General features: G+C 61.3%; 19 protein-coding genes and 1 pseudogene. 8 read left to right on the top strand and 12 right to left on the bottom strand.

Annotated elements, in window-relative coordinates:
* Positions 1 to 13 precede the first annotated feature (13 nt).
* From NKI85_RS15700 to NKI85_RS15655, 10 genes and pseudogenes are all read right to left on the bottom strand, one after another.
* Positions 14 to 1,105: a Gfo/Idh/MocA family protein gene (locus tag NKI85_RS15700; protein ID WP_352524723.1), complete on the bottom strand. Its 1,092-nt coding sequence runs from the start codon at positions 1,103 to 1,105 to the stop codon at positions 14 to 16.
* Between the two features lie 56 nt (positions 1,106 to 1,161).
* Positions 1,162 to 1,926, bottom strand: a complete 765-nt coding sequence (locus NKI85_RS15695) for an ATP-binding cassette domain-containing protein (protein WP_352524724.1) — start codon at positions 1,924 to 1,926, stop codon at positions 1,162 to 1,164.
* Positions 1,923 to 2,783, bottom strand: a pseudogene (locus NKI85_RS15690) (ABC transporter permease). The gene NKI85_RS15695 and the pseudogene NKI85_RS15690 overlap by 4 nt, the downstream one beginning before the upstream one ends.
* A 137-nt stretch (positions 2,784 to 2,920) precedes the next feature.
* Positions 2,921 to 3,910 carry a sugar ABC transporter substrate-binding protein gene (locus NKI85_RS15685; RefSeq protein ID WP_352776937.1) on the bottom strand — a complete coding sequence of 330 codons (990 nt, stop codon included), beginning with the start codon at positions 3,908 to 3,910 and terminating at the stop codon, positions 2,921 to 2,923.
* A gap of 648 nt (positions 3,911 to 4,558) precedes the next feature.
* A complete protein-coding gene (locus tag NKI85_RS15680; RefSeq protein WP_352524729.1) occupies positions 4,559 to 5,404 on the bottom strand; it encodes a carbohydrate ABC transporter permease in 846 nt (281 codons plus the stop codon).
* 6 nt (positions 5,405 to 5,410) lie between these two features.
* Positions 5,411 to 6,307 (bottom strand): carbohydrate ABC transporter permease, encoded by an 897-nt coding sequence (locus NKI85_RS15675; protein ID WP_502896222.1) that lies wholly within the window; start codon positions 6,305 to 6,307, stop codon positions 5,411 to 5,413.
* A gap of 140 nt (positions 6,308 to 6,447) precedes the next feature.
* Complete coding sequence (locus NKI85_RS15670; RefSeq protein WP_352524733.1) at positions 6,448 to 7,701, bottom strand: ABC transporter substrate-binding protein; 1,254 nt, start codon at positions 7,699 to 7,701, stop codon at positions 6,448 to 6,450.
* 740 nt (positions 7,702 to 8,441) lie between these two features.
* Positions 8,442 to 9,587 (bottom strand): ABC transporter ATP-binding protein, encoded by a 1,146-nt coding sequence (locus tag NKI85_RS15665; RefSeq protein ID WP_352524734.1) that lies wholly within the window; start codon positions 9,585 to 9,587, stop codon positions 8,442 to 8,444.
* Positions 9,588 to 9,736: 149 nt separating this feature from the next.
* The gene (locus NKI85_RS15660) at positions 9,737 to 10,675 is read right to left on the bottom strand and encodes a PfkB family carbohydrate kinase (RefSeq protein WP_352524736.1); all 939 of its coding nucleotides are present in this window, start codon (positions 10,673 to 10,675) and stop codon (positions 9,737 to 9,739) included.
* A gap of 3 nt (positions 10,676 to 10,678) precedes the next feature.
* The gene (locus tag NKI85_RS15655) at positions 10,679 to 11,479 is read right to left on the bottom strand and encodes a beta/alpha barrel domain-containing protein (protein WP_352457857.1); all 801 of its coding nucleotides are present in this window, start codon (positions 11,477 to 11,479) and stop codon (positions 10,679 to 10,681) included.
* Positions 11,480 to 11,710: 231 nt separating this feature from the next.
* On the opposite strand from NKI85_RS15655, the gene NKI85_RS15650 reads away from it, so the two are divergent.
* Together NKI85_RS15650 and NKI85_RS15645 are read left to right on the top strand one after the other, a co-directional pair.
* Complete coding sequence (locus tag NKI85_RS15650; RefSeq protein WP_023680295.1) at positions 11,711 to 12,472, top strand: DeoR/GlpR family DNA-binding transcription regulator; 762 nt, start codon at positions 11,711 to 11,713, stop codon at positions 12,470 to 12,472.
* Between the two features lie 446 nt (positions 12,473 to 12,918).
* Positions 12,919 to 13,941: a LacI family DNA-binding transcriptional regulator gene (locus NKI85_RS15645; protein ID WP_352524737.1), complete on the top strand. Its 1,023-nt coding sequence runs from the start codon at positions 12,919 to 12,921 to the stop codon at positions 13,939 to 13,941.
* Here NKI85_RS15645 and NKI85_RS15640 read toward each other — a convergent pair.
* Both NKI85_RS15640 and NKI85_RS15635 read right to left on the bottom strand, forming a co-directional pair.
* Positions 13,922 to 14,896, bottom strand: coding sequence for an alpha/beta hydrolase (locus tag NKI85_RS15640; protein ID WP_352776936.1), 975 nt, complete (start codon positions 14,894 to 14,896; stop codon positions 13,922 to 13,924). The genes NKI85_RS15645 and NKI85_RS15640 overlap by 20 nt on opposite strands.
* Positions 14,897 to 14,912: 16 nt before the next feature.
* A complete protein-coding gene (locus NKI85_RS15635; RefSeq protein WP_352524739.1) occupies positions 14,913 to 16,061 on the bottom strand; it encodes a Gfo/Idh/MocA family protein in 1,149 nt (382 codons plus the stop codon).
* Between the two features lie 496 nt (positions 16,062 to 16,557).
* Here NKI85_RS15635 and NKI85_RS15630 point away from each other — a divergent pair, with 496 nt between their 5' ends.
* Genes NKI85_RS15630 through NKI85_RS15605 form a run of 6 tightly spaced genes read left to right on the top strand, consistent with a single transcriptional unit; the run spans position 16,558 to position 21,825 of the window.
* Positions 16,558 to 17,331, top strand: a complete 774-nt coding sequence (locus tag NKI85_RS15630) for a sugar phosphate isomerase/epimerase family protein (protein ID WP_352524954.1) — start codon at positions 16,558 to 16,560, stop codon at positions 17,329 to 17,331.
* 10 nt (positions 17,332 to 17,341) lie between these two features.
* The gene (locus NKI85_RS15625) at positions 17,342 to 18,418 is read left to right on the top strand and encodes a Gfo/Idh/MocA family protein (protein ID WP_352524741.1); all 1,077 of its coding nucleotides are present in this window, start codon (positions 17,342 to 17,344) and stop codon (positions 18,416 to 18,418) included.
* On the top strand, positions 18,418 to 19,236 hold the full coding sequence (locus NKI85_RS15620; protein WP_352776935.1) for a sugar phosphate isomerase/epimerase family protein: 819 nt from the start codon (positions 18,418 to 18,420) through the stop codon (positions 19,234 to 19,236). Before NKI85_RS15625 ends, NKI85_RS15620 begins: the two co-directional genes overlap by 1 nt.
* Positions 19,236 to 20,069 carry an alpha/beta fold hydrolase gene (locus NKI85_RS15615; protein WP_352524745.1) on the top strand — a complete coding sequence of 278 codons (834 nt, stop codon included), beginning with the start codon at positions 19,236 to 19,238 and terminating at the stop codon, positions 20,067 to 20,069. The genes NKI85_RS15620 and NKI85_RS15615 overlap by 1 nt, the downstream gene beginning before the upstream one ends.
* Positions 20,066 to 20,788: a ribulose-phosphate 3-epimerase gene (locus tag NKI85_RS15610; RefSeq protein WP_352524746.1), complete on the top strand. Its 723-nt coding sequence runs from the start codon at positions 20,066 to 20,068 to the stop codon at positions 20,786 to 20,788. Before NKI85_RS15615 ends, NKI85_RS15610 begins: the two co-directional genes overlap by 4 nt.
* The gene (locus tag NKI85_RS15605) at positions 20,788 to 21,825 is read left to right on the top strand and encodes an ROK family protein (RefSeq protein ID WP_352524748.1); all 1,038 of its coding nucleotides are present in this window, start codon (positions 20,788 to 20,790) and stop codon (positions 21,823 to 21,825) included. The genes NKI85_RS15610 and NKI85_RS15605 overlap by 1 nt, the downstream gene beginning before the upstream one ends.
* Positions 21,826 to 22,183 lie beyond the last annotated feature (358 nt).

The following is a 22,183-nucleotide window of genomic DNA, read 5'->3' as shown; positions in this document are numbered from 1 at the left end:
TGAAAGGGCAGCTTCAGCGCATAATCCCCGTAGTCTGTTTCATGCGATCAATGATCTCCGCCATCAGCACCAAGTCGCGACGAGAGTCCGCGAGATCGGTCAGAGGTTTGGTGCCGTCCATGATGTGGCGATGGAAGCTTTCGAGCTCATTGGAGAAGGCATCGCCATAGAGCGGCCCGTATGTCCTCGTCACAGGACCGCCGACGCCGGCTTCCGTCACTTCCAGCCGCGTCGGCAGGCTGCGGATATAGGGCGTGGCGTAGATGATGCGGACCCGCTTGGTGTTCGAGCGCACCTCGATCATGGCGTCGAACAGGCCGAGATCGTCGACCACCGCGTCGTAGCAGGCGGCGAAATGTCCGTAGTCGAATGTCACGCTGGTATTGGCGCCGCCATTAGTGCGGTGCGCCGCCAGCACGCGAGCCGGTTCGCCGAGCAGTCCCCGCATCGCCGAAATGTGGTGCGAGGAGAGCGCCGTCAGGCCCCGATAGGCCCGCACCAGATCGGCGGGGGCATCAATACCCACCACTTCACGGATCAGCGCTTCGCGTTCCCTGGCGCCGCGCGCCAGCAAGTCCGGCTCGATGTCCTGGGGATAGAGGACATTCTGGCTCTTTTTCAGGAAATGCCGGCCGTCGGAGATCAGGTCGAAGATGCGGACATGGGTGATGTCAGCGAAGTCGGGCAGTTCCTCAATCGCCGCCAGATAGGCCGGAGCATAGCGCCTCATGTAACCGACGAAGATCGTCTTGGCGTAGTTCGGCGTCAGCGCCAGCAGCTCGTCGATCTCGCGCACCGTCAGGCAGGCCGGCTTTTCCAGCAACACATGCTTGTTCGCCTCGATGGCGGCACGCACGAAGCGGCTGTGGGTTTCATCGGACGAGAGGATGAAAACCGCGTCGATGTCAGGTGAATTGATCAGTGCCTCGGCGGAATCGAAGGCAGCGGCGGTCGGATATTCGGACCGGCACAGCGCCATCAGGCTCGCCGAAACGTCATAAACGCCGGATATCAGCCAGCGGTCGCGCTGATCGCTCAGCACCGGCAGATGGATCGACTGCGCAACCTCTCCTAGACCCACAAGTCCGACACGGATTACTGCCACTGCAAACTCCCTTTGATCTTAATCATGTCGTCCCTGGCTGGTTAGTGTCCCCGCCGTCACGCCGCGCCGGTGACGAGCGCGACGAGCTCGTTGCCCGTGGTCTCCGAGGCCCGCACCGTGGCCACCATCCGTCCGGCCCGCATCACCCAGATCTGGTCGGACAGACGCCGCACCTGATCGAAATTGTGGCTGACCAGGATGACGCTGACAGCCTGTTCGCGCAGGCGCCGGATCAGGGCTTCGACATTGGCGGTTTCCTGCACGCCAAGGGCCGCGGTCGGTTCGTCCATCACCACCAGCTTGGCGCCGGAGCCGGCAGCACGGCAGATCGAGATCGCCTGCCGCTGTCCACCCGACAGCCGCCGCACGCGCTGGGTGACCGAGGGCATGTTGATCGACAGGCGCGAGAGCATGGCGCGAGCCTGCTGCTTCATGGCCTTGCGGTCGAGCAAGGCGAAGGGTCCGATCCGGCGCACGATCTCGCGGTTGAGGAAAAGGTTCTGCGCGACGGTGAGTTCGTCGATCAGCGCCAGGTTCTGGTGAACCGTTTCTATGCCGGCCTTGCGCGCATCGTCGGGATTGGCGAACGGGTGCGGCCGGCCGTCGAAGAAGATCTCGCCGCCATCCGGTACATGGACGCCGACCAGGCAGCGGATCAGCGTCGACTTGCCGGCGCCATTGTCGCCGATGACAGCGGTGACCTCGCCGCGACGAGCCTGGAAGGCGACATCGGTGAAGGCGCGGATGCCGCCGAAATGCTTGCTCAATCCTTCGCAGGCAAGGATCGCGTCGGTCGACGGGATGTGATGGACGGCGCTCATTTCTGATACCGCATGATCAGGGCCGCCAGCACCACGATGGCACCCACGGCGAGCGGTTGGTAGAAGGCCGAAACGCTAAGCAGCGTCAGCCCGTTGACGAGGGCAGTGAGCATCAGCGCACCGATTGCCGGGCCGAGAATGCTGGCGCGCCCGCCGAACAGGCTGACGCCGCCCAGAACCACCGCCGCAACCGAATTGAGCAGCAGGCTGGTGTTGATCAGCGGCTCGGCCGAGCCGATGCGCGCCACCAGAAGCAGCGCGGCGATGCCGGCGCAGAATCCGGAAATCGTGTAGGCGGCGATCTTGACCCGGTTGGTCCGGATCCCGAGCGAGCGGGCACTTTCGGTCTGGCCACCGGTCGCCAGCAGATGCACGCCGAAGCGGGTGTGGTAGAGCGCAATATGTGCCACGAGCACAGCGGCGATTGCCACCCAGACGGGATAACCGAACGGCCCGAAGGAGCCGGAGGCCAGCCGCAGTAGGAAGGGCGAGCCGACCATCGTCGGCTAGCCGCCCGACAGGATCAGGCCAAGGCCGGTGATGCCCGAAAGCGTGCCGAGCGTCACCACGAAGTCGGGAATACGCCCGGCGGTGATGAGCACGCCGTTCAGGAATCCCACGGCACTGGTGGCGGCGACGGCAAGCACGCAGGCCAGCAAGATGCCATAGCCGGCGGCGTTAACGAGGCCCAGAATGATGGCGCCCAGCATTACGGCGGCCGCGAGCGAAAGATCGATGCCGGCTGTCGCGACGACGAAGGTCTGGCCGATCGACAGCACGACAAGGATCGCCGCCGCCAGCAGCAGGGCCTGCAAATTGGCGATGCTGAGAAAGATCGGCTGGGCGATGCCGAACACGATGACGAGGCCGACCAGGCCGACGACGGATGCCCAGTCGGCCCAGAAGGAAGGATCCAGGAGGAGAGCCGTCAGGGAGGGGCGGCTCTCCTCCAACGCGCCCGCGTCATGCGCGGGCGCGTTTTGTTCAGGAGTGGTCACTGCAACATCTCGCGGAAGGGATCCGGATAGTCGCCACCCGGGCGCGGGAAGTTCTTCAGCGAGGCTTCCGCATTGTCCTTGTTGATCAACAGCACTGGCGCCGGCACGTTGGCGGGAAGCGTCTTGCCCTTGGCCGCCGCGGCACAGGCTTCCACGCCCATGGCGCCGACGACATAGGGATATTGCGCCACGGTGGCGGAGAGTTCGCCGGCGGCAACCGATTTCAGCGCGTCGACGATGCCGTCAAGTCCGATCACCTTGACGTCCTTGCCTGCTGTCTGCACGGCGCGTTCGACGCCGAGTGCCATGATGTCGTTAGCGGCGAAGAAGCCGGCGAGATCGGGGTGCGCTGCCAGGATGTCGGTGGCCGCGGTGAGAGCCTTCTCGCGATCCCAGTCGGCGCTCACCATCACCACGACTTCGAGCTTGCCTTCGACGGCCTGCTTGAAACCCTTGATGCGGGCATTGCTGCCGACATCGCCGACGATGCCTGCCACCAGGGCGACCTTGGAACCCTTCGGCACCAGCTTCAGCATCTCCTTCCCGGCCAGTGCGCCGGCGGCGACGTTGTCGGTGCCGATATAGGTTGAGATGGCAAAGCCCGCCGCCTTGGCCTGCTCGGCATCGATGGTGCTGTCGATGTTGACGATCGGCTTTTTCTTCTGGGCGACGGGCACCAGCGCCTGCACCAGGTTGGAGACGCTGATCGGATTGACCAGGTAGCAATCGAAATCCTGCATGGCCATGGCGGTCAACCGATCGGCCTGCCCGGTTGCATCGCCCATGTTGGCGGCTGCCTGGACGGTGACGGCCACGCCGTTGGCCTTGGCCTGCTCTTCGATACCCGTGTGCATGTACTGGAAGAAGGGATTATCGAGACCCTTGACGATGGCCGCGACGCGCGCCGCGTCTTCGGCAAGGGCCGGCACTGAAACGATGGTTGCAAACAGACCTGCGCCAAGCGTCAGGCAATTGAACATGCGCATGCGTCGTCCTCCTCCTATTTGTTGGGTGCGTTGCATCTGGTTCGTTTTCGGCGAACGGAATGCCTGATGGGGCGCGGGCTGCCTCGAGGTTTGCGATGACAGACTGCCGACCGATCGGCGATCGCCATGCAATTCGTGGGTCAGGGCCCCTTTGGGGCCTTTTTTCGTGCCAGGCATTGCTCCTCCCAGAGCGCTGATTGATGCCTTGTCAGCGTTTCCGCATGTTTTAGAAAAATTTGACACGCGTCAAGATTTAAAATGGTGTGCCGCGGGTTTTGATGTGCTGCATTGCAGCAGACCGGTGTCGAGCTATCGCGGCATCAGATGGCGAAATCGACAAGGCCGGGGATGTCGAGGCCAGGCTAGAAGCCGGCTTTGTCAGCAGTCGGATTCAAATTCCGAGTGCGCCACTCAGGTCGAAGGCAGCGGCGTCAGCGCTAGGCCATCCGGGCGAAACAGGTGGCAAACCGCGGGAGAGATGTCGAGCGCGATCGGGCTGTGCAACGGCGTCCTGTCGCCGCCTTCGGCCTGCACGACCCTCGACGTGCAGTATTTGGCAATAGCGCTGGCGCTGTCAAAGACCGGACTTTCGGGGCCGGTATGGGTTGATGTGTTCAGCAGCGAACAGCGAACTGGCAGTCAGTTTGCTCAGCTCTTCACCGACCCGGCGGCCAGGCCCGCGAGGAAGTAACGTTGTGCAATCAGATACAGGATCAGAAGCGGGAGTGATCCCAGCACGCTCATCGCCATCATCTCGTTCCATTCGAACGCATGTTGGCCCATAAGCAACTCGATACCGATCGGAACGGTCCGCATGTCCGTCGACTTCGTCAAAGTGAGCGCAAAAAGGAACTCGTTCCACGCCAACAGAAACGTATAGACCGCAGTCGCGACGACGCCAGGGACTGAAAGAGGGATAATCACACGCCACAGCGCTGTCCAACTTGACCCCCCATCGACCAGCACTGCCTCATCGAGTTCCTTTGGCAGGGTATTGAGATAGCCGGTCATCAGAAGGATTGCGTAAGGCAGGGTGAATACCATGTAGGTTAGAATCAGCGCGAAATAGGTGTTGAAAATGCCGAAGGCGACGACCATGCCGAAATAGGGGATCAGAAGCGTGATCGGCGGTACGGTCTGTGTGCTGATGATGAAGACGTTAAGCGTATTCTTAAGCCGGAATGAATAGCGGCTGAAGCCATAGGCCGTCAGAATGGCGATCAGTAACGTCAGGAGGGTTACCACTCCCGCGACCAGATAGCTGTTGAGAAAGAAGCGCACCTTGGTCGGATCATTGAAGATCGAAAGATAGGCTACGTTCGTGAAATGGTCGGGCAGCAGTCTCGGCGGCAGGGCAAAGATCTCGGTGTTCGATTTCAACGAAGTGAAAAACATCCACAGGATTGGAAAGCCTGCAAAGACCAGACCGGCCGCGAGCCCGAGATATGTCAGTACGGTCGGCAAAACGGTGTTTTTGAAGGAGCGCTTTGCCATTGCCGGTCACCTGGCCTTCTGGTGTTTGATGTAGAAGTAAGTCGCGCCCATCGAGATGATCAAGATGAAGATCGCGCTCGCCGAAGCCTGTGAAAATTCGTAACTCGAAAACGCAAGCTTATAGGTATACGTGCTCAGCACCTCGGTCGAATGGATCGGTCCACCGCCCGTTGTCATCCAGACCAGGGGGAAGACTTGCATCGTCCAGATGAAATCCAGCAGGGCGATGCTGATGATGATCGGCATCAGCTGCGGGATCGTGATGTACCGAAACTTTTGGAACTCATTGGCGCCATCGATGCCGGCGGCTTCGTAAAGGTCCCTGGGGATGCCCTGGAGACCGGCGAGCAAGCTGACCATGTATAGGGGATATCCCGCCCAGATGTTCGCAAACGTCAACGCATGGATCGCGGTTTTCGTCGAGGAGAACCACTCGACCTTGAAGTTGACGATATGGAGCGTCATCAGGATGCTGTTGACCACGCCATTGGGATCCAAAAGCAGCCGCCAGATGATCGCGATGATCACTGCCGTAAAGAGCCAGGGCAATATGTAGAGAACACGCAGGATGCTTCTAATCATCGGATGGACGCGTTGGGTGTTCAGCAACAGGGCGAAGGCCAGGCCGATTAGAAGGTGGAAAATGACGCTCATCACCGTGAAATAGAGGGTCTGCCCGACCGACTGCCAGAAGACTGGATCTGTGAAGATCGTCTCGTAGTTCTGCAACCCTATGAAAGCAGCGTCCTTTTTCATGATTGCGCCGTCCATCAGCGAATACCGCAGGACCGTGATCATGGGAAACAGCATTAGTAGACAAAACAAAAACGTGGCGGGTGCCACATAAAACAGCGGAGTCAGCCGCTTTCTCGTCTTGTAAGAAAGCATGCCACGCTTCCGCATTTTCGTTCGCGTGACGATCAAACCTTCATTGGCGAGGCTCATGAGGTACAATCCGCTTGGTCATCGACCGTATGGTCCGGTTCCGATGCAGCGGCAGCGCGATAGATCTTATCGCGCTGCCGAATTGTCTGAAGCAGCGCCTACTTGGCGAAGTCAACCAACCACTGCTTTTGCGTGTTGGCAGCGGCCTCCTTTGCGGTTTGCTGGCCGTCGAACATCTTTTGCACTTCGACGTTCATGTCGCGCATCAGGTCTTCGGCCACCGGCAAGCCCACGAATTCATTGGCCAAGTGACCGCTTTGGAAGATCTTGAAGGCTTCCTCGAACAGCGGGTCCGATTTCGAGAAGTCAGGCTTCGCTTGCACGTTGCCCGGAAAGGCATTTGCGAGCGATACTAGGCGGCCGTTCACTTCCGGGCTCATCAGATATTCGACAAGCTTCCAGGCTTCTGCCTTATGCTCGGTGCTGTTGCTAATGCCGATGCCCCAAGAGGCATAGGGCAGTCCGCGCTTACCCGTATAGCCATCGACCGCAGGAAGCGCAGAGATACCGAACTTGAGATTGGGGTTACGCTGGCGGATAAGATTGATATGAGCCAGCGAGTCGATCATCATTCCGACACGGCCGTTGACGAACTCTTCGACCTTGTCCTGTTCCTTCTTGGCAAAGATGCCTGGCGATATGACGCCGGCGTCCTGTAGCGACTTGATGTATTCGAGTGTACCGACCACGGCCTCATTTTCCACGTCGGGCTTGCCGTCCTTGAGCATCGATGCTCCGGAAGCCCAGACCCAAGACATCACGTCGTTCTGGATGCCGCCGGGGTTTTGCAGCGATAGCGGCAGCACCCACCCGTACTCATTCTTGTCCGCATTGGTCATCTTCTTCGCGGCAGCGGCGAATTCTGTGCGGTTGGCCGGCATCTTGTCGACACCAGCAGCCTTGGCCAGATCGAGGTTGACGAAGACCGGGTATACGAACGAGGCGAGCGGGAACATGACGCTTTGGCCGTTGACCTTGATGATGTCAGCGATCTGGCTCTGATCATATTTGGCGTCAGCCATCAGGCTGTCCATGGAAGCGATTGCGCCCTGCTTTGCAAGGCCATTGACCCATGCTCCGTCCAGGCCGACGACGTCGCTGAGCGTCCCCGACGCGGCGCCGACCACGATCTGATCATGGGTGGCGGAATAGGGACCGCTGACGAGCGTCACCTTGATACCAGGGTTTTTGGCTTCGAAGTCGTCCATGATGCTACGCAGAGCACCGGCGGGCATTTCGGGCTCCCACCATTGGATGAATTCGAGATTGGTCTCAGCAAAGGCGCAGGTAGCAGACAGTGCCCAGACAGCCACAGCGGACGTGGCCGCAGCAATATATCTTCTGACGTTCATGTTTTCCTCCTAGGAGCGACGTTTGGCTCGATCCTCCCGATCGCGATCAAACTAGGTTCTTTTCCGGGTCTTTGTGTCAATCAAGAACTGCAATCGTGAAAAATGGGTAGGATGCCGGGACGTTATGAATGAATGTAAGCCGTTGATTAGTATATAGTTTTCTTAAGTTCTCTGAGATAGTTTTTCCCTTGTGCACATTGCTTGTGCCGCTTTCTTTTCTCTATTTTCGTAAACAAATGAAAGCCACTCCCCTAAAAAGAAAGCAAATGAAAGTCGTATATTCGAAGAGAAAAAACGCCATTCGGTGGGTCGCGCGCTCGCGTAGACGTCGCAATTCAGAGGCGTTCAGGCGATCGTTTTGGTTGTCGATGACAGGGTGCCGCCGGGCACAAGACGATCTCCACCTCAGGTGGAAAAATCGGCTGTCGCGCGCTGAACCGATGTCGAGCAAAGTCTCACCATTTGCCAGCGAAGACGGCCCGAGCTTCCCTTGATACAAAGCGAACAATCCTGGTCACCCATGCTTGTTTCCTGGCCGGCCTACCGATCTGGAGCAGGCAGCTCAAAGCTGACGGCCTAAAATGACCATCAACCAACCGATTTGATGGGCGAGCGAGAACTGGTCGGATTGCCCAGGAGAGCGAAGCCAGCGTCTACCATCACCTACGCAAATGGACCAGAAGACGGAAGCGACATTTGCGCCTTCGACCCTTTACCCAGGTCAACCATCGCGGATCACGCTAGATTGTGAGGTGCGTCTGGGGATCGAAGAAGTGCAACTTGGCCGCATCGATCGCCAGATTAATCAACTCGCCCGGCCGGACCACGCTGACGGCTTCAAACCTCGCTACGACGTTTGCTGCCCCGCTTAGATCTTCAACAGCATCTGGATCGCCAGAATCGATTCGAACCGCGTCGACCTTCAAATGAACGATAAGCTCGGATCCCAATTCCTCTGTCGTCTTCACGATGGCCGGTAGAGTGGCATGTCGCGATCCCGATTCCAGACTGCTGTCGTAGAGATCCTCGGGGCGTATGCCGAAGATGAGCGTCTTGCCTTCGAAGGCACTCAGACCAGGAGAGCGCTCAAACGCACTCGTCGGCACCGGTATCGAAAAGGTCGGCAGGTTGATCCTGCCATTGTGCAAACGGCCTTCGAACAGGTTCATCGACGGCGAGCCGATGAACCCCGCGACGAAGGCATTGACTGGTCGATTATACAGCGTCTTTGGCGTGTCGACCTGCTGAAGGACACCGCCTTTCAAGACCGCAACCCGGTCGCCCATGGTCAAGGCTTCGGTCTGATCGTGCGTTACATAAATCGTGGTCACCCCCAGCTGTCTTTGCAGGCTGACAATTTCCGCGCGCATTTGCACGCGCAGCTTGGCATCGAGGTTTGACAAGGGTTCATCCATGAGAAAGGCTGCCGGTTCGCGCACCATCGCGCGCCCCATGGCGACCCTCTGGCGTTGTCCGCCAGACAGCGCCGCCGGCTTACTGTCGAGCAGCGTGTGCAGCTGCAGGGTCTTTGCTATTTCATGGACGCGCTTCGTGCGCTCGGCCTTGCTCTTCCCCGCAAGCTTCATCGAGAAGCCTATGTTGTCGAACACTGTCATATGCGGATAAAGGGCATAGTTCTGAAAGACCATCGCAATATCCCGGTCCTTCGGCGCCAGGTCCTCAACATTCTCTCCACCAATGCTCAGGGTTCCGCTGCTGATCTCCTCCAGCCCCGCGATCATGCGCAAGGCTGTCGATTTTCCGCATCCCGAAGGGCCAACGAGAATGAGGAACTCGCCGTCGTTTATCGTCAGGCTAAGATCCTTGATGGCTTGGAATTTCGTCCCGTAGGTCTTGCAAATTTTGTCCAACACAACAACAGCCACGTCACATCCTCCCTATTGTCAGCGCTACCTAAACATCCGAATAGCCTCCGCCCGGCGCGACTGCAGATCGAACCGGCATTGCTATCTGCGCGGTTAACCGCGCGCCTCGGACGCCCCACCAGCAGCGGCAAGTTCCGAGTGATGAATTCTCAGTCTGGCGACGTAATCGGTATGGGCACAGGCGCATTTTCTTTCGCCATCCACGCGACACAGGCGTTGTGATCCGGCAGAGCCATGCGGCCACCCCGGCCCGTCACTGAGATCGCGGCCGCGGCAGTTGCATAAACAGCGCAGGCGACAGGCTGCTTTCCCTGCGTAAGAGCGAAGGCATAGGCGCCATGAAAACAATCCCCCGCGCCGGTCGTGTCCACTGCCCTGACCTTATAGGCCGGGACATGCCACAAAACGACATCGTCCTTTTGCCGGATATAGGCTCCTCGATCGCCTTCGGTTAACACGACCGCGGAGCGGTCATCTGACCACAGCTTGCGCAGGATCGCTGTCGCCTTGCCCTCGCCAGTATAGGTTTGGGCAAATTTCAGAGGCAATACCAGGTGATTTGACAGGCGGATCAATCGTTCGGTCGCAGGTCCGACAGTCCACTCAATATCGGCCACCACCGCTAGACCCAGCTTACGGGCACGAGCAACGATCATGTCGGCGTGCGTGGCGTAACCGTCGATCAGCAGTACCTGGGCTTGCGCAAGGACGCTATCGGCCAGCGCATCGGAGGTCCCGTGCGGCACATCATCATCATAGGCGATGAACCTGTCACCATCGGGCGCGACCGTAATAACCGACCGGATCGGCTTGGCATCGGAACGACGTGGCGCGAAAGATATGTCGACGCCGTGTCGTTCAAGCTCGTGGGCGCCGACATCCGTAAGTGGCTGATCACTCAGCCAGCCGATGAAACCGGCACGCCCCCCCAGCTTGGCGACAGCAACGAGTGCCGTCGCCACATTGCCGCCGTGGTCCTTCGTGCGATTTGTCACCTTCCCTTTGCCAGCACCCAGCGGGCTGTCGACATAGATGATGTCGTCAATCGCCAAGGCTCCGAAGCCCAAAACCTGCAGATTGCCGGTCACGGCTCACGTGCCCGCAGCCGCCAAAGCGTCTTGCGGCGCCATCCCATCGTGAATGACGCACTTGAATGCACGCGCTGCCATCGTGGTGTCACCGTGCCCCCACAGATTGCGCCCCACGACGGCACCCTTCGCACCGGCGCGCAGGGCTTCAGACGTCTGGGTGAGAGCGCCCAGAAGATCCTCGGTCTTCGGACCGCCGGCGATAACGATGGGAACCGGGCAAGTGGCCACGGTTTCCTTGAATGAGTCGAAGTCCCCGGTGTATCCGACCTTGATCACGTCAACACCGGTCTCAAAACCAATCCGCACTGCGTAGGCGATTTCGTCGGGGGTGAAGACGATCTTGCAGCCGTTTGAATAGTCGCGGGGATAAACATGTGCAACGACCGGCATTTCGAAACGAGCCGCCGCGTTGACCGTATCGGTAAGCCAACGAATGTAGTGACCCTCGGTATCGCCCCGCACCGGAATGGCGACCGCCAGCGCATCGGCACCATAGCGCACTGCATCTTCGGGCGTCGCGATCAACTGACTGATCCGATCGTCGGGCGTAAAGCATCCCGCCTGAATGACCAGCGCTGCCTTGCCGGCGTAAGCCGGCCACAAATGACGCGCCGCACCAGGCTGAATGCTGATGTAATCTGGCTCTCCGGCCATCACCCGCTTGAGCGCGCCGGGCAGATCCGCAAGGCCTCCCTCGCGGACGTTGCCGTAACCTACGAAATGGTCGACGGCACCACCGAACAGGTTCCCAGATCGATGCGAGAACAGCCGCGACAAGCGAATTTTAGTTCCAAGGCCCATATCAGTGCAGTCCCTTCGCAATTGTTGATCTGACGTTGAGGGACCCTAACTCGAAAGCAAAACAATATTCAATATTTCGATTTCTTTCGTTTCGATATAGGTTGCAACTGCAACGGCTAGCGTTCGCTGCGGTGAGGCGGTATCCGTCGAATTCTCAAACGCAAGCCGGTTTCCTATTCGATTTTCGAAAGGTTGGCGTGCAGCTATCCAAACAGCAATTCGGGGTTACACATGCTTGCGGAACAACGGCGACATCAGATCATGCTCGCGCTTCAGCGGACCGGCCAGGCGCGTACCAGCCAACTGGCGGAAAACTTCGGCGTCTCCGAGGTGACCATCAGGTCCGACCTGGAAATTCTGGATGCAAAAAAGCAGTTGATCAAAACGCATGGCGGTGCGATCGCCTTGCCCGCTGATTCGCCCGCGGCGGCCTTCGAAGAGCGGATGTCTCGCAATTTCGATGCCAAACGGCGTATCGCGCAGATGGCGGCGCGCCAGATCATAGACAACCAGTCCGTGGTGTTCGACAGCGGCTCGACGTTGCTGCAGGTCGCAATGCAGATGCCCCCGGTCAACAATGTGGTAGTAGCCACAACCGCGATGAACATTGCACAGCATCTGATGTATCGCCCTGGGCTGGACGTGCATATGATAGGCGGTCGGGTCTATCCCTCGACGGTCAGCACGATCGTGTCGGATTTTGACAGGGCTGTGGGCGGCCTTGTGGCCCACCAAGCGTTCCTCAGCGCGCATGCGATCGATCAGTCATTCGATGTCGTCGATGTCTCAGAAGACATTGCGCGCACAAAACGCAATCTGGTTCGTATGGCCAGGCGCGTGATCCTTGTGGCGGATTCAAGCAAATGGGATATTGGCGCCTCATCCAAGGCATTTTCGTTGTCACGTGTCGATCTGATCATCACCGACACCGCTATGCCCTATGGGATTCGCAGTCGATTGGACAAGCTGGGAGTCGAAGTGCGCTATGTGTAGGTGCCTTCCGGATTGTGGTGCCCAGAATTGGCAGCGTGTCCCATTGGCAACCGACGTTTCGGAGTACGAAGACAAATTTAGCACATTAAGGATCTTCATATCGCGCTAGACCGGAAAGCGCGCTGTTGCTGCCCTCAGCATCTCGGCGCCGACGCTGCGTCAATCGCCGAAGCTCGATCTCGCCGGCTGAGACCAGCTTCTCGACCCCTCTCAGTCGCGTGCAATTCTGCCTGGCGGCAACCGATATCCGGAGTCAATATGGCTTGTACTTTTCGCGTCAACTAATAAATTTACGCGTGAAAAAATTCAGCGATACGCGTTGAAACTGCTGAAGCTCTCTGTAAAATTTTGCCTTGCCGTTGCACGGCAGCGCACCGGATGCGGGTACCCTGGGGCAGCGCTAGGGCAACCCAGTGATTGGATGTCCAGAACGCGAGGCGTTTGAAATGCCGACGACGCACAAGACGATGGAGGATTTTGCCCGCTCTTGCGGCGTCTCCAGGCCGACGCTGTCGAAATATTTCGACGATCCGACCAGCGTCAAGCCCGCGACACGGCAGCGTATCGAAGAGGCGCTGCGCTCGTCCGACTACCAGCCCAATCTGTTTGCACGCAACCTGAACCGCAAGCGGACCCGCAGCATCGGCATCATGGTGCCGACAGTGGCCGACCCCTTCTATTCGGAGATGGTCAGCCGCATCGAACTCAGGCTGCGCGACGAAGGCTACTGGCCGATCGTGATCTCCTCGCACGGCTCGCGCGAGCTCGAAGTGGAGGCAACGCGAACCATCCTGTCGCTGAAGGTCTCCGGTGCACTCATCGCGCCGCTCGGCCTGCGCTCGGACCACCGCACGCTGGAGAAGCTGACGCAGGCCATACCGGTGGTCTATTTCGACACCTATCTCGAAGGCGGAACGCCGTTCGTCGGCAACAACAATGCCCAGAGCGTCTCGACCATCGTCGAGTATCTGTGCCGGTCCGGCGACGCCCCGGTCTATTTCGATATCCCGCACGTCAACCACAACTCGCCAGAACGACTGAAAAGCTATATCGCTTCTATGAAGCGGCTCGGGCATGAGCCTGTCGTCATCGGCAACACCGACGACTACACATGGGATTTCGAACGGATCGGCTACGAGCAAATGGAAAAAATGCTCGGCAATGGCGGTCTGCCGGGCAAGACCATTCTATGCAACAACGACCGTCTCGCCTTCGGCGTGATGGCGGCCGCCTACGCGCAAGGCCTCAAGGTCGGTCGCAAGGCCGATTGCGACCTGCGTGTCGCAGCTCATGACGATCACCCGCTGAGCCGCTACACATGTCCAGGCCTCACCACCATGGCGCAGGACTTCGCCGCCATGGCGGGACGTAGCGTCGAGACGCTGCTGGCCCTGCTGAACGAGGATGGAGCGGAGGTTGCCGCCAAGGTCAATCTCGACGCGACGCTGGTCATGCGTCAATCGGCCTGAGCTTTCCATCGAAGCCGCGCCACGCGGCAACCGCCGCGCCGACGGCTTGCCGCGAGGCCGGACCATGGCGGCCCATCGAGACAAAGCCGTGGATCTGGCCAGGCCAGCGCCTCAGCACGACAGGCACGCCGTCATCTTGCAGACGCTTTGCGTAAGCCTCACCCTCGTCAATGAGAATGTCATGACCGGCGATCGCGACAAAGGCTGGTGCTGCGCCGGCAAGGCTGGCGACCTTCAGCGGCGACACGCGCCAGTCGTCGATATCCCCGGCATGGTTGACATAGTGGTCGCGGAACCAGGCCATCGTTGCCGCGGTGAGACCATAGCCCTCAGCAAAACGGCGATAGCTGTCCGCTGTCTGCGAGGCATCCGTGTTCGGATAGAACAGCAATTGCACGGTCGGCGGATTCTTGCTCCCACGCACCATCAGGCACAGCACCGCAGCGAGATTGCCACCGGCGCTGTCGCCGGCGCCAGCGACCCGCTCCGCGTCGATGCCGAGATCGTCGGCCGCACTTTGCATGAAGGCAAACGCTGCGCGGCAATCCTCGATGGCGGCCGGGAATTTGTGTTCCGGCGCCAGCCGATAGTCGGGACAGACGACCACACAGGCCGCCATGTTGGCAAACCAGCGACAGATCTCGTCATGGGAATCGAGATTGCCGATTACCCAGCCGCCGCCATGCAGATAAAGCAGCGCGGGGGCACTGGCCAAGGCCGCCCGTCGCCCGTGATAGATCCTGAGCGTCAACGGGCCGCTAGGCCGGTCGATGAAGCGTTCGTTCAGCGAGGCGACCGGCTCGCGTTCACCCTGCAGTGTGGGAAAGCTCTCCTCATAGGCGCGCCGCGCCTCTTCAGGCGTGCCGGCCTCGAACGGCCGCACGGGAGCCTGTCGGCCGAGGTCGAGCACATGCCGGGCTTCTGGATCGAGAAGTGATGAAAGCAACGTAGTCATCGACGGATCCTACGCGTCAGGCAAGCAGGCTCGTCGCCTCGTCCTCGCCAAGAAGCGGCGGCTGGTCGACTGTCCCGTTGACGGCGACGGACTCGCGGCTTTCTCCCGAAGCGAGGATCGCCTCCATGATCTCCAGCACATGCAAAGCGAGATCGCCGGAGGCGCGGGGTTTTCTGCCCGTCGTCAGCGCACGCGACAGATCGGCGACGCCAAGCATGCGGTAGTTGGCGCGGTCGGGCGCGGCGTAAGGCCAGTTGCGCGCCCCGTAGAGCTCGCTCTCGCTGTGGAAGTCGGCCCAGTCGGCGCCGCGTTCCGAAAGCGATACGGTGCCGCCGAACGTGTCAGGATCGGGCAGGCGCAGTGAGCCTTCCGTGCCGTGCAGTTCGATAGGGTGATTGGAGTGTCTGAAGACATCCCAGGAGGCTCCGAAGGTGACGGTGGCGCCCGAGCGGAACTCCAGCAGCGATAGGATGTTGGTCGGCGTGCCGACCTTGAAACTGGTGTTCCTGTAGGGACCTTCGGCGGTGATAAGGCGCTCTTCCTGTCCCCGAGTCGCCATCGCCATCACGCGTGCTACCGGCCCAAGCAGGTTGACCAGCATGGTCAGGTAATAGGGGCCCATGTCGAAGATTGGGCCGGCGCCCGGCTGATAGTAAAATTGCGGATTGGGATGCCAGTGCTCCATGCCGCGCCCCATCATGAAGGCGGTGCCGGTGACCGCGCGGCCGATCGCGCCCTCGTCCATCAGGCGGCGCGCCCGCCGTCCGGCTGCGCCGAGAAAAGTGTCGGGGGCCGAGCCTAGGAGCAGATTGCGCTTCGCCGCCTCGGCGACAAGCCGGCGGCCGTCGCTGGCCGAGGTTGCCAGCGGCTTTTCGGTGAAAACATGCTTGCCCGCCGAAAGCGCCGAAAACGAGATGTCGAAATGCGCCGCCGGGGTGGTCAGGTTGAGGACAAGGTCGATCTCCGGATCGGCTAGGAGCGTGTCGACGCTGACCGTCCGGGTGCCGTATTCGCTGCCGCGCAGCGCCGCCAGTTCGGTGGAAATGTCGGCGCATGCACGCAACTCGACGCAGCCGAAGAGCGCCGCGTTGCGCAGATAAGTCATCGAGATGTTGCCGCATCCGACAACGCCGATACCGAGCTTCGTCTTTGATTTTCCTTGCATTTTCGAGTCTGCCTCCCAACGCGATGACATTTCGGCTGGCCGCTGAATCGGTGGCGAGCCGCAATCACAGCTCGCTATACAGCACTTTAAATATTGACGCGCGTAAAATTTTTGCAGAACATGCGAAAATCCTGGCGCAACATTGGAGGCGCCCAGCCTTCAGGAGGAGGAAATGACTGACATGAAAAACGGCCGACCGCCGCTACGAAGCCTGTGGCTCGAGTCACCATCGCCGATCGCCGGCAATTTCTCATCGGCGCCGGCATGCTGGGCGCCGCAGCGCTCGGCACGGGTCTCGGCATTCGACCGGCGCGGGCGCAATCACGTTCCGAAATCAGCTTGCCAGCGCCGCCTTCTTCGGCAAGGAAACCTTTGGCGACCTGATCAAGGCCTTCAACGAATGGCAGAACCGCAAGGCTAGCGCAGGGCGGCATCAAGGAATGAAAGGACGATCGTGAAAGACCTGAAAGTCGGTTGCCAGACCTTTACCTGGGAAATGCTCGGAGAGCGCTTTGCCGGCGGCCCGGACGATCTCTTGAAGGCGATCGCCGATGGCGGCTATGCCGGCATCGAGATCACCGACGCGATGATCGGCCGATATGCCGACAAGCCGGCGGAGTTCGCGACCGCGCTGAAGGCGTCAGGCCTGACGCTCGTCTCCTTCGCCTTCGGTTCCAAGAGCGGCTTTACGCTCAAGGAGAAGATCGGCAACGACCTCGAGACCGCGAAGCGATGGATCGACTTCGCCGCCGCCTTTCCGGGTACGCTCGTGTCGATGGGCTCGGCGACAGTCGTCTCCGACGGCCCGCGCGACGACAAATTTGCCATCGCCGCGGAGGTCTACAACAAGGCGGGGGAGCTAGGGCGCAAGGCGGGCGTCCAGGTCGCGGTGCATCCGAGTTCGCACCACAACACGCTGCTCTTCGATCGCGCCGACTACGACCGGATCTTTGGGCTGGTCGATCCGTCGCTCGTCGGCTGGGTGCCGGATACCGGCCACATCTTGCGCGGCCATGAAGACATGGCCGATACGCTCACCACCTATCGCGACCGCATCCGCTACGTGCACCTGAAGGATGTCGATGCCAGCGGCACATGGGCGATGCTCGGCAAGGGCGTCTGCGATACCGCGGCGGTGATCGACATCGCCAGTGCAGCGCCACGCTTCAATGGCTGGCTGGTGCTGGAAGAGGAATCCGAGACCGCCGCCGCCGATCCGGCGGCCGCGGTCAAGACCAACCGCCAGACGATGCGCGGCTACGGCGCCTGAGGAAGAGACCATGATCCGCAAGCAAGACCGTCGCCTTCGTGTCGGTGTGCTCGGCTGCGGGCCGATCGCGCAATTTGCCCATCTGGAATCCTGCGTGAAAGCCCGGAATGCCGACCTCTATGCGATCTGCGATGCCGCTCCCGACCTGCTGGCGCGCATGGGCGCGACCTATGAGCCCGAAAAAATGTATGGCGACTACGATGAGATGCTCGCCGACCCTGAACTGGAAGCGGTGATCGTTGCGACCTCGGACGCCTATCACGTTGCGATGTCGATCAAGGCGCTCGGGGCCGGCAAGCACGTGCTGTGCGAGAAGCCGATCGGCGTCTCGGTCGAAGAGGGCGAGACGCTCGCCGATGCGGTCAAGCGCTCCGGCAAGGTGCTGCAAGTCGGCCATATGAAGCGCTTCGACCCGGCACTGGAGGCGGCGCGCGACTTCGTCCGCGACGAGATGGGCGAGATCCTGGCGCTGAAGGCCTGGTATTGCGATTCCACGCATCGCTACACCAACACCGATGCGGTGCAGCCGCTGCCCGTCACCAGCAAGCTGGCAAAGAAGCCGGCCGGCAATCCGAAGGCCGACCTCAGGCAGTATTTCATGCTCGCGCACGGCTCGCACCTTGTCGATACCGCACGTTTCCTGTGCGGCGAGATTGTCGCGGTGCGCGCCCGCCTCAATGAGCGTTTCGGCGCCTATTGCTGGTTCGTCGAAACTGAATTCGCCAATGGCGCGCTCGGCCATCTCGACCTCACCGTCGCCGTCCGCATGGACTGGCACGAAGGCTTTCAACTCTATGGCGAGAACGGCTCCGTGATCGCAAAGACCTTCAATCCCTGGTATTTCCGAGCGAGCGAGGTCGACATCTTTCACGAGAAGGATGCGACGGCGCGAAAGCCGCTTGGCGCCGACGGCCATTTCTTCAGGCGGCAACTCGAAGGCCTCGCCAACACGGTCCTCGACGGCGCGCCGCTGCGCGGCGCCGATGTCGAGGACGGCCTCGCCTCGATCCGCGCCATGGTGGCGATCGCCCGCTCGGTGGAGAGCGGGCTGCGCGTCGAGATCGCTGCCGTCACGGGAGCGGTCTGATGCAGGTCGGGGTGTTCGCCAGGACCTTTCCGGGCAGCGAGCCGGCCGGCGTGCTGGCGGCGGTGCGCGACGCGGGATTTGCCGTCACCCAGTTCAACCTTGCCTGTGCCGGCCTGCCGTCGATGCCGGATGCGGTGCCTGACGGTGCCATCAGCGCCATCGCGGCGGCGTCCGGTGCCTCCGGCGTCGCCCTGGTGGCGCTGTCGGGCACCTACAACATGGCCCATTCGGACAACGCGGTGCGCGACGACGGCATGCGCCGGCTTGGCGTGGTCATCAAGGCCGCGGCGTCCCTTGCTGTTCCGCTCGTCACCCTGTGCACGGGAACGCGCAACGCGGACGATCAGTGGGCGTATCACCCCAACAACGCCGACCGTGAGGCATGGGACGATATGGCGGGCGAGATCGAAAAGGCGCTTCAACTCGCCGAGCGTCACGGCGTCGATCTCGGCATCGAGCCCGAACAGGCCAACATCGTGACCTCGGCGCAGAACGCGATGCGCCTCATCGCCGAGATGGGCTCGAAGCGGTTGCGCGTCGTGCTCGATCCGGCCAACCTGTTCGAGCAGGCGAGCCCCGAGGAAGCAAGCGCCATCGTGGCCGCCGCCGTCGAACGCACCGCCGGCCACGTCGCCATGGCGCATGCCAAGGACCGCTTGGCCGACGGCCGCTTTGCCACCGCCGGCAGGGGCGTCGTCGATTTCCTGGATTTCGTCGCCAGGCTGAAGTCATCAGGCTTTGACGGGCCGCTGGTCACGCATGGCCTCTCGGCCGAAGAGGCACCAGGGGTTGCTCGCTTCCTGATGGGGCTGACCTGATGGCTCGCCTGGCCGCTCTGCTTCGCGACGACGCCACGCTTCGGATTTCTGATAATGGCAACGGGCTTGCCGTCGTCTTCCAGCATGGGCTGGGCGGCGGCGAGGCGCAAATCGCCCAGGCTTTCCCGGCCGGTGCCGACTTCCGGCGCATCACGCTGGAATGCCGCGGGCACGGCGCCTCCGGACTGGGCAGCCGCCGTCCGTTTTCCCTGAGCATGTTCGCGGACGATGTTGTTGCCGCCGCCGATCAAGCCGGTCTCGACCGTTTCGTCGCCGGCGGCGTTTCCATGGGCGCCGCCATTGCCTTGCGCCTTGCCTGTCGCCACCCGGACCGCATCGCGGGTCTGCTGCTTGTACGCCCGGCCTGGATTTTCGACAGCGCGCCGGTGAACCTGCGGCCGATCGCCGAGGTCGCCGGCCTCATCCTCGACCACGGCCCCGACAAGGCCAGGACGATCTTCGCGCAATCGGAAACCGCCGAGCGCCTGCAGCGCCACGCGCCCGACAATCTCGCCTCATTACTCGGCTATTTCGACCGGCCGGACGCCGCGCCATTCGCGCAGGTCCTCGCCGACATCGCCGCCGACGGACCGGGCGTTTCTGAAAGCAACGCCGCTGCCCTTGGCGTCCCCACGCTGGTCATCGGCAACGCCATGGATGCGGTGCATCCGCTGCCGGCTGCGCGCACGCTTGCCACGGCGATCCCCGGCGCGACCTTTGCGGAAATCTCTCCCAAGGCGCTCGACAGCGTCAGGCATTTCGCCGAGCTGCAGGCTGAGATCACGACCTTCCTTCACGCTCACTTCAACATCCGGAGCCTTGTCCCGTTATGACGACCAAATCCCTGTCCGGCCCCGCTGCCATCGCCGCCCTTCCGCGCAACCGGTTGCTCGGCGAGTTTTCGCTGTGGTCGGCCGACCTCGCCAATATGGAGCGCGACCTGAAGCGCATAGATCCCTTTGTCGACCTCCACCACATCGACGTCGCGGACGCCCGCTTCACCCCCGGCTTCCTGTTCTTTCCGGACCTGGTGGCGCGGATCGCCATGCTGACGGCAAAGCCGATCCATGTGCATTTGATGGTTGAAGCGGAGATCGTCGAGGAGCAGACGCGCCAATTCATCGAGGCCGGCGCCGATCTTGTCAGCGTCCATGCGGAAAACGGCGAGGCCGGCCTACGCGCCGTGCGGTTGGCGCGTGAGCTCGGCGTCGAGGCCGGGGTGGTGCTGAGACTGGAAACACCGGTGGCCGCGGTCAAACCTTTCCTGTCGCAAGTGGCTTTCGTGACGCTTCTCGGCACATCCATCGGCGTCAAGGGCCAGAGCCTGTCCGACCAGGCCGGCCCGCGCCTGATCGAGGCACGGGCGCTGATGCGAAAAGCAGGTCGAGAGAACGAAATCATCTTGGCTGCCGATGGCGGCATCCGCCACGAAACGGTGCCCCGCCTGCGCGCCGCCGGCGCCGAAACCGTGGTGCTCGGATCGCTGGCATTCGGCGACCCCGACCTTGCGCAGCGCATGGCCTGGCTGCATGGGCTGGAGATTGCCGCCTGATGACAAAGGTAGCGCTTGCCTTCGATCTCGGCGGAACGGAGCTGCGCGGCGCGCTGGTCGAGAGCGGCGGCCACGTGATCGCCCATGTTTCGGCCCCGACGATGGCGATCGCGGGATCGGAAGCGGTGATCGGCCAGATCATCGCGCTGGCCGGGGACCTTCTGACACAGCACCCACAGGCCAAGGTTGCCGGCATCGGCGTCGGCGCACCGGGGCCGCTCGACCCCAAGGCCGGGATCGTGATCGCACCGCCGACACTGGCTGGCTGGCACGACGTGCCCTTGATCGACATTCTCGGCAAGTATTTCGGTCTGCCGGTGCGGCTGGAGAACGACGCCAATGCCGCAGCACTCGGCGAATGGCGCTTCGGCGCCGGGCGTGGCACCGGGTCGATGGTGTTCGTCACCGTGTCGACTGGCATTGGCGGTGGCGTCGTTGCCGAGGGTCACATCTATCATGGCCGGCGCGGGCTGGCGGCCGAGATCGGCCACATGACCATCACCGGCGAAGGCGACCGCTGCTTCTGCGGCGCCGTCGGCTGCTTCGAGGCGGTCGCCTCCGGAACCGCGCTCGGGCGGCGCGCCACGGCGCTGACGGCGCCGGGCGACGGCTCGCTGCTGCGGCGCCTTTCGGCCGACGGCGACGTCTCGGCCAGGCACGTGGTCGAGGCCGCGCGTGCAGGCGACGGGCGCGCGCGCACACTCATCGAGGCGGAGGCGAATTGGCTGGGCATCGGCTTCACCAATCTGCTTCATCTCTATTCGCCGGACCTGATCGTAATGGGTGGCGGTCTCGCCAACGGTTTCGACCTCTTGGCTCCAAGCATCAGGGCGGTCGTCGAGCAGCGGGCGATGCCCGCCTACCGGGACGTACCCATCGTGCCGGCGCAACTCGGCAATCAGGCCGGACTGATCGGCGCCGCCAGCCTGATCCTGTGGGAAGGCGAACCAGGCGCGCCGCTGGCGATGGCGCAAGATGACGAAAACAACAACGACACGACCAAACGTGCCGGTGCCCGGGAGGCAAGCCATGGCTGAGCTCAAGCTGAGCGGCTGCGCAAATCCTACAGATCCGTCGAGGTCATTAGTCCACGAAAATTATGAAGGGGTAGCATTTCGTCCTATCCTCCCGATCTTGTAATTTGTTGGCTGCAACAACAAACAAATTCCATGACCTATATCAATGGGCATTAAGCCGACGGCGAGCCGTCTGATCGCCCGGTCTCCCTCGAATGAGTTAGAAAGCAGGCGACTCTGCTCGACTACACCGCTGGAGGTGCGCGCCATCGCAATGGGCGCATACAAGCCTTCTGGTAGTCGCGGCGAGACTGCGAACCGCCCAGCGGCGGCATGACCGTTCGAAGCAGGGCTCGGCCAGCGTCGCCCGTGCGGAGGC

It is taken from the genome of Mesorhizobium sp. M0571 (assembly GCF_040320985.1).
In the GTDB taxonomy this organism is placed as follows: domain Bacteria; phylum Pseudomonadota; class Alphaproteobacteria; order Rhizobiales; family Rhizobiaceae; genus Mesorhizobium.
This window is presented reverse-complemented; position numbering and strand designations above follow the sequence as displayed.